A 13,788-nucleotide genomic window follows, 5' to 3' on the forward strand; every position below is an offset into this window, starting at 1 on the left:
GGGCTTTCTCTGTATGGATGACTTCCTACATAGCTGCTAAACTAGTCGGACAAATCAGCTGTGATACGGGAGCTGTTGAAGCTGCGAACTATCCCCGACATGTCGGCTAAGAACCCAGGGTCTTTCTCTATCTGATTGCCCACAACAACAACGTCGGCGCCAGCAGCCAGGGCAGCCTGGGCTTTTTCGGTTGTGTTGATACCGCCCCCTACAATGATAGGAACTTCTACCGCTTGGCGTACGGCCCGAATTATGGCCGCAGAAACGGGATACATGGCACCGCTACCACCATCCAAGTACATCAAACGCAAGCCTAGCTGCTCACCCGCCATAGCCGTGCATGCAGCAATGGCTGGTTTATCGTGCGGAAGCGGTGTGGTACCACTCATATAGCTGGCAGTAGTTTGCCGGCCGGTATCTACTAGCATATAGCCCGTAGGCAGAATTTGCAGGTTACTTTGGCGTAGTAGGGGCGCTGCAATAACGTGCTGTCCAATTAGGAATTCAGGATTGCGGCCCGATATCAGCGACAGCAATAGAATGCCGTCGGCTTGGTCATCTAGGTGCAAGCTGTGGCTAGGAAACAGCAGCACCGGCACCGATGAGTGAGATTTTATTAAACGAATGAGGCAGCCTGGCGAGAATTCATCACCAAGCTGCCGCCCACAAAAAAGTAATCTACTGTATGCTGCTCACTTAGCTCAAGCAAATGCCGACAACTAGTCTCGTCCAGATGGTCGGGGTCTAGCAAGACCGCCAGCGACTTCTGGCCGTGGGCTCGGCGTTTGCTTAGAGTTTCATAGAGAGTAGTGAGGCGCATCCGCGTCGTCGTGGAAAGTAAATTCAATATCCTTGGTTTCGGGCTCCGCATGAACGGGGCCAGAAGATGCAAGGTCGGGATTTTTAAGGATTGGTAAATACTCGCTGGCTTTCTTTGCTACGTAAGCCATGAGAACAGCCGAAGCCTGCGCCACTAGCATCTTACCTGTATCAGACTGCAGGAAAGTCTTGAAAGCAGAGGCTACCACCGACGAAGATTCCTCGGTGGCCTGGGTACCGCGGTAGCTAGCAATAGGGTACCGTCCTGTATAGCCCTGCGCAGGTGCCGAAGCAAATGGGTCGCTGTCGTTGGTATAGGCGTTGGAGAAGCCGGTAGAAGAGCCAGTATACGCTCTAGTCTGGCCCCGGTCTTGCTGGTGATGGCCAGCCCCAAAACCAAGATCGTCCGCTACGGAAGTATCCACAGTAGTAGAAGCCAGCGGGCGCCGGGGACGACTTGCCTGGTGCAAGCGGTGACGCTCGTACTCTTTGTCGTTGCCGAGTTCAGCGTGCTTCTTCTTGCCACCAAAGGCTTTCGAGAGTAACCAAATGCCACCCAAAACGCCGGCGCCAATGGCTACATACTTGCTCACCTCCTGGGTTTTTGCTTTGATTTCTTCGACGTCACCCATCAGGGCGCGCTCATACTCCAGCTTCTGACGTTCCAGAAACTCCTTTTCGTCCTCAAACAAGGGGTTGTGCAGATCGGCCATATACTAGGTTAAGCTTGGCGTTTGTCAGATTTGTAAATAGTGTTGTTCATCAGCTTGTCTGCCAAACCTTGGAACAGCTTCTTATCAACTCCCACCACAAAAATGATGAGCAATACTAGGTAGAAAGCTGCTACGATGCCGAACCCCCAGAATGGGCTGTCCAACACATCGTTGAGAAGCAGGGCAATAAACAAATTCAGGAAGATGAAGAAGAAAAGGCCAATGGCTGCCATGGCAACGCCGTGCAGCGTACCGACTAAGGCAACTTTCGCCTTCTCTTGCACTTCTAGGCGCACCAGGTCAATCCGGGTGTCAAGGTAGCCTTTCACATTACCAATAATATTATCGGTACGGGGCGTTTTGGTATCGTCGTCGTCGGTGGAGAAGAGGCCCATACGTGGGAGTAAATTGATGGGGAACAATATTACAGTTACAGACGTCAGAAAGCGGCGACTGCGCTAGCTTTTCAGGTAGCCCCTTCTTACGGAAAAGGCAGCGGCGTGTCTGAAAATTGACGTACTTTTACCTTATACTGCCCTATTTTGAGCCAGAACTACTATCAGGTACTGGGGGTCCCGGCTACTGCGACGGCCCAAGAGATTAAAGTAGCTTACAAACGGCTTGCTGTGCAGTATCATCCAGATAAGCACGGCGGCAATGCCCTGTATGAGGACTTATTCAAGGCTGTAGCCGCGGCCTACCATGTTTTGGGAGATGTAGGGCGCCGCGCCCAGTATGATTATCAGCTGCAACTCGCTGCCCGCCGTGCCGAAGAGCTACGTCGTCGGCAGCAGTTTCAGAATCAAACTCAACATTTATATGGGATGCCCATGCCGCCCCCCGCACCCTTGCGCACGCGCCGGCCAGCCGCTTCCGCCGAGCGGCACTATCGGACTATACCCAAGCAGCGCCCAAAATTCACGCGTCGCGACTACTGGCTGACTTCCTTGATTGTATTTGGGCTGCTGGTATTCATGCTTTCCGTGAAGGTTACCATGGACCACGTCACGGCAGTAAGCAACTACCAAGATGGGGTAGAGGCATACTCCAGAAGTGAGTGGAGTACGGCCCATAGCTTTTTCACGGAAGCGCTGCACTTCAAGCCCACTTACCTGAAAGCCCTGCGGCGCCGTGGTGAGGTAGAGCAGTTTGTGTATCACAACTACACTGCAGCTCGGGCCGACTACTTAGCGGCCCTGCGTGAAACTACTTCCAAAACCGAGCGTGCGACCCTATTGCTGCGCATTGGTCAATGCCATAAGGCCCTTGCCCACCCCAAGTCGGCCCAAGAGTATTTTGCCCGGGCTTTGGCTCTGGATACTACGCTGGCGCGCGCCTGGCTAGCCCAGGGCGAAAATTTATTATTCCGGCAGCGGCAGTTTAGGGCGGCTACTCGCACCTTTTCGACAGGCCTGCGCCACACAACAGCACCCACCCTGATGGCGCGCATGCTGTTGTACCGGGGGCTGGCACACTACAAGCTACAGGATTTCGGGGCTGCTCGCGCCGACTACTGGCAGGTGTTGACAATTACGCCCCGGAGCGGTCAGGTATATTTTCTTCTGGGCCGGGTGGCGCAACAAGAAGGCGCTACCCAGGAAGCATGCGAGTTCTTTCGGCGGGCAACGGTACAAGGATATCACCTAGCGGATACTATCCGGCAGAAGCTATGTACTCCAGTAGTCCCACAGCGTCTTAAGAAGAAGGCCGTGCCTACTACATCAGCTAAAAGTGCCAGCGCACAAACGCCTCAATAGCTTCATACTCCGGTAGGCCTAGTAAATCGTAGAGTTGGGCCGTTGTGCGGTTGCGCTCCTCGGCCCGCTGCCAAAACTCCCGTTGGTCGGCTCCTGGGAACAATGGCCGGTCTTTCTGCGACTGGTGTTTGAAGATAGCACGGCGCTTGCGCGTAAGTTCTTGGGGCGAAAGCGGCACTGCCATTTCAATCTGGTCAATGTCCCACTCTTGCCAAGCCCCGCGGTATAGCCATACCCAGCAGTGCTGTAGCCATGCTGTGTCGGTGGCTTTTAGCCGGTGGATAGCTTCAAAAATTGCTGCCAGGCATACCCGGTGCGTGCCGTGCGGGTCCGATAAGTCGCCGGCCGCATACACTTGCTGCGGCTGCACTTGGTTAAGTAGCTCAATGGTCAGGCGAATATCCTCTTCGCCAATAGGCTTTTTGCGTACTCGTCCAGTCTCATAGAAAGGCAAGTTGAGGAAATGTACCTGCTCGTCTGGAATGCCCGCATAGCGGCAGGCACTCTTGGCTTCACCTCGGCGAATAAGCCTTTTATCTGTTGCACCTCGTCGGAGTCTACTTGGCCAGGCGCCTTGTTTTTTAGAAACTCCGTAACTCGCTGATACAGCGTGCTGGCCGGTTGATCGTCAAGGCGGAAAGCCTCGTCGTACTCAGCTACAAACTCAGCAAACCGAATAGCCTCGTCATCAAACACCGCAATGTTGCCGGAGGTCTGGTAGGCTACGTGCACCTCATGTCCCTGATCGACAAGCCGGAGTAGAGTGCCCCCCATCGAAATTACGTCGTCGTCGGGGTGAGGAGAAAATATTAGAATGCGCTTCGGAAATGGAGCCGCCCGCTCAGGGCGGTTGGTGTCATCTGCGTGAGGCTTACCACCCGGCCACCCCGTAATAGTACGTTGTAACTGATTAAAGACCTTGATATTGATGTCGTACGCTAAGCCAGATTGAGCGAGCAGCTCTGAAAGCCCGTGTTCGTTGTATTCTTGGTCGGTAAGTTTCAGAATAGGCTTTTGTAGGGCTCGGGCTAGGCTTATTACAGCTTTTCGTACTTGTGCATCGTTCGTCCAGTCTAGCTGAGCCCCCACTAGCCACGGGGTCTTAGTTCGGGTTAGCTCCGCGCCAGCGGCTTGGTCTAGCACCACCTGCACGTGCGCGTGCTGTTGCAAATAGGTTGCGGGAACCGAATCAGTCATGTCGCCTTCGACCATGCGTTTTACTACGGCAGCCTTGCCTTCGCCCCAGGCTAGTAGTACAATCTGCCGGGCTTCCAGAATGGTGCCTACCCCCATGGTAATAGCTCTTCGTGGCACGTTCTCCTCCCCATAGAAGTCGGAGGCTGCATCGGTGCGGGTGATGTGGTCGAGGGTAATGAGGCGGGTACGGGAGCCCAAGCCTGAACCCGGCTCATTAAAGCCAATGTGACCCGTGCGGCCAATGCCCAGTACCTGTAAGTCGATGCCGCCTACAGCCCGAATCTGCTCCTCGTAGCGCTGGCAAAACGCATTCACTTCTGCCTGAGGAATGGTCCCGTCGGGAATATGGATTTGAGCAGTCGGAATATCGATGTGGTCAAACAGGTACTCGTGCATAAAGCGCACGTAACTCTGCAACGAGTCGGGCGCCATAGGGTAGTACTCATCTAGATTAAAGGTGACAACATTGCGAAAGCTCAGTCCGTCGTGCTGGTGCAAGTACACTAGTTCCTCGTATAGCCGAGTAGGAGTAGAGCCCGTAGCTAGACCTAGTACACACGGCCGACCCTCTGTTTCACACTGGCGAATCAAATCTGCTATTTGGCGGGCAACTGCAATGGCCGCTTGTTCCGAGTCGGGGTAGATAACTGTAGGCAAGCGCTCAGCGCGATGTACGTCAGTAATCATGTGGTGTGCAGCTAAAACGTTCTTATTGCGCGGTCAACCACTCCTCGGCCTCCGCTACCGTGTTGAAGTACCGAAAAGAAATTTGTTTGCCAACCACTGTGCCCACTGCCCGAACTGCTAAGCGGGTCAGGGCTTCTTCGCTTTCCACAATGGCGCAGTAACCGTAGTTCGCATCGTGGATGGCTTTGGGTACCCACACTTCTGCCAACCATTGCTGCATTTCAGCTGAAATCGGGCGTCGATGGGCGTGGTTACTCAAAATCTTGTTCAAACCTAAGCGCTGCATAGCAAGCGTCGTTTGCTCATACACTTGCTGCAAAGCAAAGGTGCTAGCAACTGCGGCAGTCCAGTTCAGTCGCACATAGCCTGCTGAACTGCACACTACAGTACAGGCTGCATTAGAGAAGCAAGTGCTTTCGAAATGGAAGGAGCTCGGCATGTAAGAAAGATAGTCTTTCAAATGCAGAGTGCCATGATGGCCAAAAAGGCATAATGATTTAAAAATAAGGTGTTAGTGGTTGCGCCCAAAAAAGTGCTACTGCCTTATCAAGCCAGTAGAGTGTTACAGATTTTATGGCTGAGCTTGAAATACTGTTGTATAAAGTTTACGTTTAACCCCGCTTTAGAAAAAAGACAGCGCATTAGTGCTTTGTTAGCATCGTAGCCGTTGTGAAAGATATTATCATACTTGTATTAGAAGTAGATTGATTTAATAATTATTTCTTGCCCAAGAGTAGATATGTTAATGATTTAATGGTGTAGTAGTGTAATATTATATACTGCATATAATTCATACTTGTGTTATAACTGTTAAGTGTGTGTGATTTAATGATTGTAGTAGATCATGTATTCTGCTTATTTAGTAACCACTCTGTTTTCAATACATTTCCTGTTATGAGTAGCTCCAAAAGACTTGAGAGCTTTGACTTGCTTCGATTATTTTTCGTATTGCTTGCATTGATTTCACATTTTAGAATTTCGCAAGGGGCAGGTTATGAGCTTGATAAGCTTTCTCTGCAAAAGAAGCTAAGCATTTTTCACCTGCCATATCATATTGCCCTTACGCGTTCTTCCATGCCCGCTTTACTCATCATATTTGGATTTATGATTGAGTACGTATATGCTAAGGTGTGGAAAGAAAAGGGCGGAGCCGTAGTGCTTGAGAAAATGATGACTAGGACAATAGTATGTTATCTGGCCTTTATAACTCTTGCCGGGCTGGCAATATTCACACAAGGAGGAGGCGCCCCTAAAACGTATTTAGGAACAATGTTATTTATATACAATGAAGAGGGTAAAGCTTTTCTATTCAAGTATTACACCTTCTTGATTCCGTTTGTATTTATCTTGATGTGGGTTCGGTTTCGGTATAATGTGCTCGTAGAAGTGCTGTTAGTTGCGGGGCTAATTGCCATAGCAGAAATTGTGAAGGGTAAATTTTCTGTACTTCCTCACCCATTTACTCACTTAGGGGAAAATCTTTTTGGCATTGGAAATAAAATAGGACCAAGCGTTATTCATTCTCTATTGCTAATAACATTCGGTGGATTAACTGCTAACTATATTAGAGTAAAGAATCGGGATGGTAGGACTTGTCTTTTGTATGTACTAGTGCTAGCTTCTATAATAGCTGTGGGTGCAGAAATGCAAAAGCTTGGGTTTGCTAAGTTTATAGTTATTATGGCATCCACTAGGACATACCGAGCCCATAATAGCTATGTGTATTTCGCTTTTGGAATTATATCATTCTTATTATTCTGGGTAGTGTCCTGGCTAATATCTAAACGGCTTGGTGACCGAGTAAAGGAGATTATAAGTTATTATGGAGGGAATACCTTTATTATATTTCTTTACGGTAATATTATTTTGTTGTTTTTTCCTAAGATCAACACAACAGGAGTTTCATACCTGTTCTGGATAGTCGTATTTCTTGCTATGTCTTTAGGTTGTGTTAACCTGTATTACTGGTTAAACCAGAAGTCGTTTCTTGTAAAAAAATATAATAAAGCCGTACGAGCAATTGCACCTAACACATTGCGTATTGCATCGAAAGTTGCTCAAATAAAAGCAAAAGAAGTCCGTACGCATCTTATAGAGGTCAACTCTACTTCAACGCTTGACAAGTAACTAGAAGGCGCAGATCATTGTATCCAGCACTACTAGGCTAGGATAGTGGACCAGCTACTACCTCCTGGCATGAGCATTTAGCGTTTCTTATAACTGCGTCCAGTTAGGATAAGCTATTTATACATGGCCATCTTAATTGGACGCAGCCAGTATAGGACCGAAAGAAACTACAATCTTCAAGATAGGTTGCTGCTTGCTTAAACTGCTAACGAGCAGATAGGGCAGGAATTGAACGTAGTTTCAATGGCGTTGCTAGGAAGTTTCAAGCCACAGGGTTAAGGCTCTACAGTTATTTGAACGCCTACTTCTCGCCAACGAAAGAGGAAGGTGCGCTGCTGATCCAGTGTGGCGAACCTGATTTTGAAAAATAGGCTGAAAACAAAAAGGCCCCTCATTCCAGATGAGGGGCCTTTTAGTGGTAATGGTTGGAATCGAACCAACGACACCAGCATTTTCAGTGCTGTGCTCTACCAACTGAGCTACATTACCAGCTCGTGGTTCCCCGGAGGCGTTGTGGCCGTTGGGGAGCACAAAAGTAGCAAAGCTTTCTCAACCTGCAAGCGTCAAGCAAAAAAAATATTTCGAGCGCAACATAGAAAGCTAAAAGCTGTAATTTGTTATGCATACCGAGTATATTTCGGCTTAAACTCCAAACCTACCCAAATTCCCGTGCACTTTTCCATCCAAAACATTCTCTTCCTGCTAGTAGCAGTGGCGGGCTTCGGTCTGTTCATCTGGCAGGCACGGAAGATTAGGGCCAATATTCTAGTCGGGCGCGACCGGGATATGAGCGGCCATGTAAATGAACGTCTCTGGAAGACAGTATTGGTGGCCTTCGGTCAGCAGAAGATGTTTAAGCGCCTGACGCCAGCTATCCTCCACCTGATAGTTTACGTCGGTTTCATTGTCATCAACATTGAAGTAATAGAAATCCTGATAGACGGTCTGTTTGGCACGCACCGAGTTCTGCAATTCTTGGGGCCGTTATACTCAGCCCTAACGGGTACCAACGAGATATTAGGTGCGCTGGTAGTTCTGGCCGTAGCGGCTTTCTGGTGGCGGCGTAATGTCAAAGGTATTCGTCGGTTTACGGGTCCTGAGTTGCGTGCTTGGCCCAAGCTTGATGCAAACATCATCCTCTACATAGAGGTAGCGTTGATGGCCGCTCTGTTCCTGATGAACTCCGCCGACCTGAAGCTTCATCAGCTGGAAGGGAAAGACCTACCGGGTGCTTTTCCCATCAGTCAGTTTCTAACTGGGCTATTACCCGAAAATACTACGGCCTTACACGCGCTGGAGCGAGTAGGCTGGTGGGCTCACATTGTAGGAATTTTGTGCTTCCTGAACTACCTGCCTAGCTCTAAGCACTTCCATATTATCATGGCTTTCCCCAACGTGTACTTCTCGCGGCTGATGCCACAAGGGCAGTTCTCGAATGTGGATAGCATCACGCATGAAGTGAAAGCCATGATGGATCCTACGTACGAGGTACCTACTCCACCGGCTTCTGAGGGTACGGAGGCTGCGCCTACTGCTTTCGGAGCCAAGGATGTGAATGACTTGGCTTGGACCAACCTACTCCATGCCTATTCCTGCACTGAGTGCGGCCGCTGCACATCGGTGTGTCCTGCCAATCTCACGGGCAAGCTCCTGTCACCGCGCAAAATCATCATGGACACGCGCGACCGAATGGAGGAGAAGTATAATTCGCCACTTATCTTCAATCCTAACCTGTACGGCAAGGAAGCTAAGCACGACCCCCAGGAGCAGCTAGACAAAGAAAACCACACATTGCTGCGGGGCTACGTCACGCCGGAGGAGCTATGGGCTTGCACTACGTGTAATGCCTGCGTTGAGGCCTGCCCAGTGAATATCAACCCGCTGGAAAGCATCATTGAGATGCGTCGGTTCTTAGTACTGGAAGAATCAGCGGCGCCAAATTCTCTAAACGTGATGTTCTCCAACATTGAGAACAATGGTGCTCCCTGGGCCTTCTCGCCATCGGACCGCTTCAACTGGGCCGATGATCTGTACGTGGCCGATAAGAGCGCAACGGTGGCCTAAAAAGGCCGCGTTCCTGTGCTGCCCTGGTAGCATAGTCACCGTATTCTAACCTCACTTCGACAAGTATTACCTGCTATAATGGCTGAGCAAACTGCCAAACGTCAAGTATCCGTTCCGATGATGGCCGATCTGGCGGCCCGGGGCGAAACCCCAGAAGTATTGTTTTGGGTGGGCTGCGCTGGTGCCTTTGATGATCGGTATAAGCGAGTTACGCGGGCTTTCGTCCGTATTCTAGAGCACGTAGGTGTTAACTACGCTGTATTGGGTATGGAGGAAACCTGCACCGGCGACCCCGCAAAGCGGGCCGGTAATGAGTTTCTTTTCCAAATGCAGGCCATGCAGAACATTACTACCCTCAATGGCTACGGTATCAAGAAGGTAGTGACGGCGTGCCCACACTGTTTTAACACGATTAAGAACGAGTATCCCGCGCTAGGCGGAGAGTATGAGGTTATTCACCATAGCACCTTCCTGCAGCAGTTAATCAATGAAGGCCGTGTGAAAGCCGAGGGTGGAGAGTCTTTCAAAGGCCGCCGCATTACTTTCCACGATTCCTGCTACCTGGGCCGTGCAAACAATATCTACGAGGCCCCACGGGCAGTACTAGAAGTGCTAGATGCCGACCTGCTGGAAATGAAGCGCTGCAAAACCAATGGGCTTTGCTGTGGCGCTGGGGGCGCTCAGATGTGGAAAGAGCCTGAGCCCGGTAAGAAGGATGTTAATATAGAACGCGCCGAAGAGGCACTAGCGACGCTCGATGGAGATGCTGATGTCCTTCTCAACCTGCAGGGAGTAGAAAGCACGGCTCCTGTACTTCCCGCTGGCTCCAATCGGGGCGGTAGCGTCATAGCGGTGGCTTGCCCATTTTGCATGACCATGATGGCCGATGGAGTAAAGAATAAAGAGCGGGAACAAGACGTACAGGTATTCGACCTGGCTGAGTTGATTGCATCCGCTGAGGGCCTGAATGCCTAGCCTAGTGAAGAACATAGAATAGCAGCCCCGCCGGAACTTACCGACGGGGCTGTTTCTTTACAGAAAATAAGGTGACCTGTTTCGGCGTTCTTACATTGCCGAAATAGCTTTCTAGTTCTCTTTCTGCTACTCTGCGCATGTATGTTCCCTTCGACCAGCTGGCCCCTACGGCTCGGCTGTGGATTTATCAAGCAAACCGACCTCTGACCCTAGATGAGGTAGAAGCAGCGCAGCCGGCGCTTCGCTACTTTGCCGACCAATGGACGAGTCACGGTCGTACCTTACAAGCTTCCGCTACTATCCTGCACCAACAGTTCCTAGTAATTGGACTCGACGAAGCGGTAGCCGACGCCAGTGGCTGTTCCATCGACGCCTCGGTTCGTTTTGTGAAGGCGTTGGAAGAACAGTTGCAAGTTTCGTTGCTTGAGAAAAGTCAGTTGGCTTTTCTAATAGATGGGCAAGTAAAGTCGCTTGACCGCCGGGAATTGCGCGCTGCAGTAACTGCCGGTACGCTTCAGCCCAGCACGCTGTACTTCGATAACACCATCAACCACCATAGTCAGCTACAGTCTGCTTGGCCTGCTCCAGCGGCAGCAACGTGGCTAGCGCGCTACTTTTGAATCCTAGGCAAAAATGCCATGCAGGTTAAAATCCTACCTAAACTTAGTATTATTAGCTTCCCATTCGTTTCCGTGAGCACACTCTATCCTTTCCACCCTAGTTTCTCTCAAGCCATGAAAAACTTTACTCTGCTATGTGCCTCCGTAGGTTCTGTTGCGCTGCTAAGCGGCTGCGCTACCTCCGGCAGCGTGAGTAAAGCCGATAAGCGTTTCGCCCGCGGCGAGTATGAAACGGCTATATCTTTATATAAGGCAGATGTAGCAAAGGGAAAGAACGTTGCTCAATCGAACTACCGCGTAGCAGAATCCTATCGATTGTCTAATCGTCTTGATCAGGCAGAAGACTACTACAAAGCTGCTATTGCAGGGGGCGTGAAGAATGCGGATGCTGGCTTCTATTATGGTCAGGCGCTGAAAGCAAACGGGAAGTTTGAGGAAGCTGCCACTCAATTAGAGAGCTACGCACAAAACGGCACAAACCGCACGCTCGCGGCTCGCGCCGAGGGGGAAGCTAAAAATGCTCGCATGGCCACTTCTATCGTAGCTATGCGTACCAACAACGAGGTGATGGCCCTTGACCAGGTCAACTCCCCGTCTGCCGATTTTAGCGCTACCCTCCAGCCCGATACCAAGGAGCTAGTGTTTGCCTCGGGCCGCGACAGTAAAATCTACGCGGGCAATGGGGAAGGCTTTAATAACCTCTACGCGGTGAAGTTCGACGATGCTCAGAAAATGACTGGCGGCGCCGTACGTAAGTTAGAGCCCATTTTTAACTCCGAAGACAAGCACGAAGCCAGCGCCACGTACTCGCCCGATGGCAAGATGATGGTGTTTGCGCGATCTAATAATGGGTCTAAGAAAGGATACCTCAGTGTAGACCTGTGGGTGTCTTATTATAAAAATGGAGCTTGGACCGAGCCTGAAATTCTACGAGTAGTAAATAGTAGCACTGCTGATGAGTTTTCGCCTGTGTTTTCTCCAGATGGACAAACTCTCTATTTCACCTCCACTCGTAAAGGTGGCCTAGGAGGCAATGACATCTATAAGGCTACGATGGAAACCCCTGGTCGCTTCTCAGCTCCTGAAAACCTCGGGGAACAGATTAATACACCGGGCAACGAAAACTTCCCCACCATTGCCCCCGACGGTAGCCTGTATTTCTCGTCCGATGGGCACCCTGGCCTGGGTAAGTTAGATATCTTTAAAGTTGAGAAAGGGAAGGTCGTAAACCTCGGTGCACCCATCAATAGCAATGGCGATGACTTTGCTCCTTTCTTTACAGGGCAAAAGATGGGCGTATTTTCTTCTAATCGTGCGGGTGGTAAGGGTTCTGATGACCTATACATGTTCCGAGAGAAGCCCATTAAGCTTGTTACATTCTATGTTGATGGAACAGTTGTAGAGCGTAATGATAAAACTAGCGAAACGCTACCTACATCAGGGGAAATCGTAACGCTCTACAACGCGAAAGGGCAGAAGCTGCAAGACGTAACCACCAGTGCAAACGGCAAATTCAGTATCAAACTCGATACAGCTGCTGCAAACTATGCACTCATTGCTGATCGGGATGGCTATTTCACGGCTCGAAACACGCTCAGCACCATTGGCCGCAAGCCTGCTCAGGACGCCCTGCCAGATCCGATGAATGACGTGCGGATACCAGTAACTCTAACTCTGAGTAAGATTGTGAAGAATAAAGCCATTGTAGTAGACAATATCTTCTACGACTATGACAAGGCTGATATTCGCTCGGATGCTGCTGTAGAGCTAGACAAACTTGTTCAGACACTGAATGATAATCCCAAAATCACAATCGAGCTCAGCTCCCACACGGATTCCCGCGGCAAGGATGCTTATAACATGGCTTTATCACAGAAGCGCGCAGAGTCAGCTGTGAGCTACATTGTGTCCAAAGGCATAGACAAGTCGCGTATCACAGCCAAAGGTTATGGAGAAAGCCGTCCAGTAATTAAAGCGGCCAAGACGGAGGAAGACTATCAAAGAAATCGTCGTACTGAATTCAAGGTGACAAGAATCGACGAATAGAGGCTTGACAGCCTATAAACACAGTGGACCTAACTCATGATGAGTTAGGTCCACTGTGTTTATAGGCTGTTGTATAAAGCAAATTAGGCATTTGTGTCAGATTGCATCAGATAAAATGCCTTGATTACCAATGGATAGAATGATTTTGAGTAACATTAGGTCTAAAAAAGGAGAGCTTTTACTTGTATTCTACAATACTCCTCGTACTTTTGCACTCCCGAATCGAATGGAGGCGGGCAACGAGAAGTGACAAAAAAAGTTGCGTTCTGAAGTTGGAAACAAGAAAACAACAGTAGTATCTTTGCAGCCCGCTTCGAAAGGAAGTGTTGCAAAGGCAACTGAAAAAATCTTCGGCTTTTATTTACTGCTTGCAAAAAGTCAGTAAGTTTGTAGCCCAATTGAAAGTCTTGGTAGAGAGTGGTTTTAATTAAATAGTCTGCAAAAAAAAGCAGCTGTTGTATTTGGAACATCGAAGATAAATTCTCTACCTTTGCAGCCCGCTTCAGCAGGAAGGGGGTAAGCAGAAAAGAAAGAGAAAAATTTTCCTTCTTTTTCTTGCGAATAGTAAAATGCTTCGTACCTTTGCAGCCCGCTACGGCTCGAAGGAGTTGCAGCCGCCACGCTCAGCGTGGCACAGGGTTAGTTTCAACCGGAAACTAGCACACGTTCTTTGAATGATTGGAAAGACAAGATGGGTGGTTGTTTCCCACTGACGGAAGCAACCAACAGGACTCATCGTACTCGAATTAAGAAGCTCGTCTTACAAAGCGAGTCGGAGATTGC

At 49.7% G+C, this 13,788-nt stretch carries 12 protein-coding genes, 1 tRNA gene and 1 pseudogene; 6 read left to right on the top strand and 8 right to left on the bottom strand.

The genetic code is table 11. The features are described 5' to 3' along the window. Positions 1–41: 41 nt before the first annotated feature. Genes VI25_RS15025 through VI25_RS15035 form a run of 4 tightly spaced genes read right to left on the bottom strand, consistent with a single transcriptional unit; the run spans position 42 to position 1,927 of the window. The gene (locus tag VI25_RS15025; protein WP_410503437.1) at positions 42–593 is read right to left on the bottom strand and encodes a geranylgeranylglyceryl/heptaprenylglyceryl phosphate synthase; all 552 of its coding nucleotides are present in this window, start codon (positions 591–593) and stop codon (positions 42–44) included. A 23-nt stretch (positions 594–616) separates the two neighbouring features. Continuing rightward, a complete protein-coding gene (locus tag VI25_RS28930; RefSeq protein WP_410503438.1) occupies positions 617–820 on the bottom strand; it encodes a hypothetical protein in 204 nt (67 codons plus the stop codon). Then, complete coding sequence (locus VI25_RS15030) at positions 798–1,532, bottom strand: hypothetical protein (RefSeq protein ID WP_045689793.1); 735 nt, start codon at positions 1,530–1,532, stop codon at positions 798–800. The genes VI25_RS28930 and VI25_RS15030 overlap by 23 nt, the downstream gene beginning before the upstream one ends. 8 nt (positions 1,533–1,540) lie before the next feature. Beyond that, positions 1,541–1,927, bottom strand: coding sequence for a phage holin family protein (locus VI25_RS15035; protein ID WP_045689794.1), 387 nt, complete (start codon positions 1,925–1,927; stop codon positions 1,541–1,543). Positions 1,928–2,074: 147 nt separating this feature from the next. Between VI25_RS15035 and VI25_RS15040 the strand changes: the two genes are divergently transcribed. After that, positions 2,075–3,289 (top strand): J domain-containing protein, encoded by a 1,215-nt coding sequence (locus tag VI25_RS15040; protein ID WP_052695444.1) that lies wholly within the window; start codon positions 2,075–2,077, stop codon positions 3,287–3,289. Here VI25_RS15040 and nagB read toward each other — a convergent pair. Both nagB and VI25_RS15050 read right to left on the bottom strand, forming a co-directional pair. Then, a pseudogene (nagB, locus tag VI25_RS15045) lies at positions 3,258–5,173 on the bottom strand (glucosamine-6-phosphate deaminase). The gene VI25_RS15040 and the pseudogene nagB sit on opposite strands and share 32 nt — an antisense overlap. Before the next feature lie 22 nt (positions 5,174–5,195). Then, complete coding sequence (locus VI25_RS15050; RefSeq protein ID WP_045689795.1) at positions 5,196–5,612, bottom strand: hypothetical protein; 417 nt, start codon at positions 5,610–5,612, stop codon at positions 5,196–5,198. A 455-nt stretch (positions 5,613–6,067) separates the two neighbouring features. Between VI25_RS15050 and VI25_RS15055 the strand changes: the two genes are divergently transcribed. Beyond that, positions 6,068–7,300: a hypothetical protein gene (locus VI25_RS15055; protein ID WP_045689796.1), complete on the top strand. Its 1,233-nt coding sequence runs from the start codon at positions 6,068–6,070 to the stop codon at positions 7,298–7,300. A gap of 416 nt (positions 7,301–7,716) precedes the next feature. On the opposite strand, the gene VI25_RS15060 is transcribed toward VI25_RS15055, so the two are convergent. Further along, positions 7,717–7,789 (bottom strand) — tRNA-Phe (locus VI25_RS15060). Positions 7,790–7,969: 180 nt separating this feature from the next. Between VI25_RS15060 and VI25_RS15065 the strand changes: the two genes are divergently transcribed. The 4 genes from VI25_RS15065 (at position 7,970) to VI25_RS15080 (ending at position 13,005) form a co-directional block, all read left to right on the top strand. After that, on the top strand, positions 7,970–9,364 hold the full coding sequence (locus tag VI25_RS15065) for a (Fe-S)-binding protein (protein WP_045689801.1): 1,395 nt from the start codon (positions 7,970–7,972) through the stop codon (positions 9,362–9,364). Between the two features lie 120 nt (positions 9,365–9,484). Beyond that, positions 9,485–10,339 carry a (Fe-S)-binding protein gene (locus VI25_RS15070; RefSeq protein WP_045689802.1) on the top strand — a complete coding sequence of 285 codons (855 nt, stop codon included), beginning with the start codon at positions 9,485–9,487 and terminating at the stop codon, positions 10,337–10,339. Between the two features lie 137 nt (positions 10,340–10,476). Next, positions 10,477–10,959: a hypothetical protein gene (locus VI25_RS15075; protein WP_045689797.1), complete on the top strand. Its 483-nt coding sequence runs from the start codon at positions 10,477–10,479 to the stop codon at positions 10,957–10,959. Between the two features lie 114 nt (positions 10,960–11,073). Next, positions 11,074–13,005: an OmpA family protein gene (locus VI25_RS15080; RefSeq protein ID WP_045689798.1), complete on the top strand. Its 1,932-nt coding sequence runs from the start codon at positions 11,074–11,076 to the stop codon at positions 13,003–13,005. Positions 13,006–13,428: 423 nt separating this feature from the next. Here the strand turns inward: VI25_RS15080 and VI25_RS24780 are convergent, their stop codons facing one another. Further along, complete coding sequence (locus VI25_RS24780; RefSeq protein ID WP_152981645.1) at positions 13,429–13,626, bottom strand: hypothetical protein; 198 nt, start codon at positions 13,624–13,626, stop codon at positions 13,429–13,431. Between the last annotated feature and the right edge of the window lie 162 nt (positions 13,627–13,788).

The organism is Hymenobacter sp. AT01-02 (assembly GCF_000961955.2).
GTDB lineage: Bacteria > Bacteroidota > Bacteroidia > Cytophagales > Hymenobacteraceae > Hymenobacter > Hymenobacter mucosus.

What these genes read in the sequence shown, in the direction of transcription:
- VI25_RS15035 (WP_045689794.1), bottom strand. Translation starts at nt 1,927, where the DNA reads ATGGGCCTCTTCTCCACCGACGACGACGATACCAAAACGCCCCGTACC.
- VI25_RS15050 (WP_045689795.1), bottom strand. Translation starts at nt 5,612, where the DNA reads ATGCCGAGCTCCTTCCATTTCGAAAGCACTTGCTTCTCTAATGCAGCC.
- VI25_RS15075 (WP_045689797.1), top strand. Translation starts at nt 10,477, where the DNA reads ATGTATGTTCCCTTCGACCAGCTGGCCCCTACGGCTCGGCTGTGGATT.
- VI25_RS15070 (WP_045689802.1), top strand. Translation starts at nt 9,485, where the DNA reads ATGGCCGATCTGGCGGCCCGGGGCGAAACCCCAGAAGTATTGTTTTGG.
- VI25_RS15055 (WP_045689796.1), top strand. Translation starts at nt 6,068, where the DNA reads ATGAGTAGCTCCAAAAGACTTGAGAGCTTTGACTTGCTTCGATTATTT.
- VI25_RS15080 (WP_045689798.1), top strand. Translation starts at nt 11,074, where the DNA reads ATGAAAAACTTTACTCTGCTATGTGCCTCCGTAGGTTCTGTTGCGCTG.
- VI25_RS28930 (WP_410503438.1), bottom strand. Translation starts at nt 820, where the DNA reads ATGCGCCTCACTACTCTCTATGAAACTCTAAGCAAACGCCGAGCCCAC.
- VI25_RS15030 (WP_045689793.1), bottom strand. Translation starts at nt 1,532, where the DNA reads ATGGCCGATCTGCACAACCCCTTGTTTGAGGACGAAAAGGAGTTTCTG.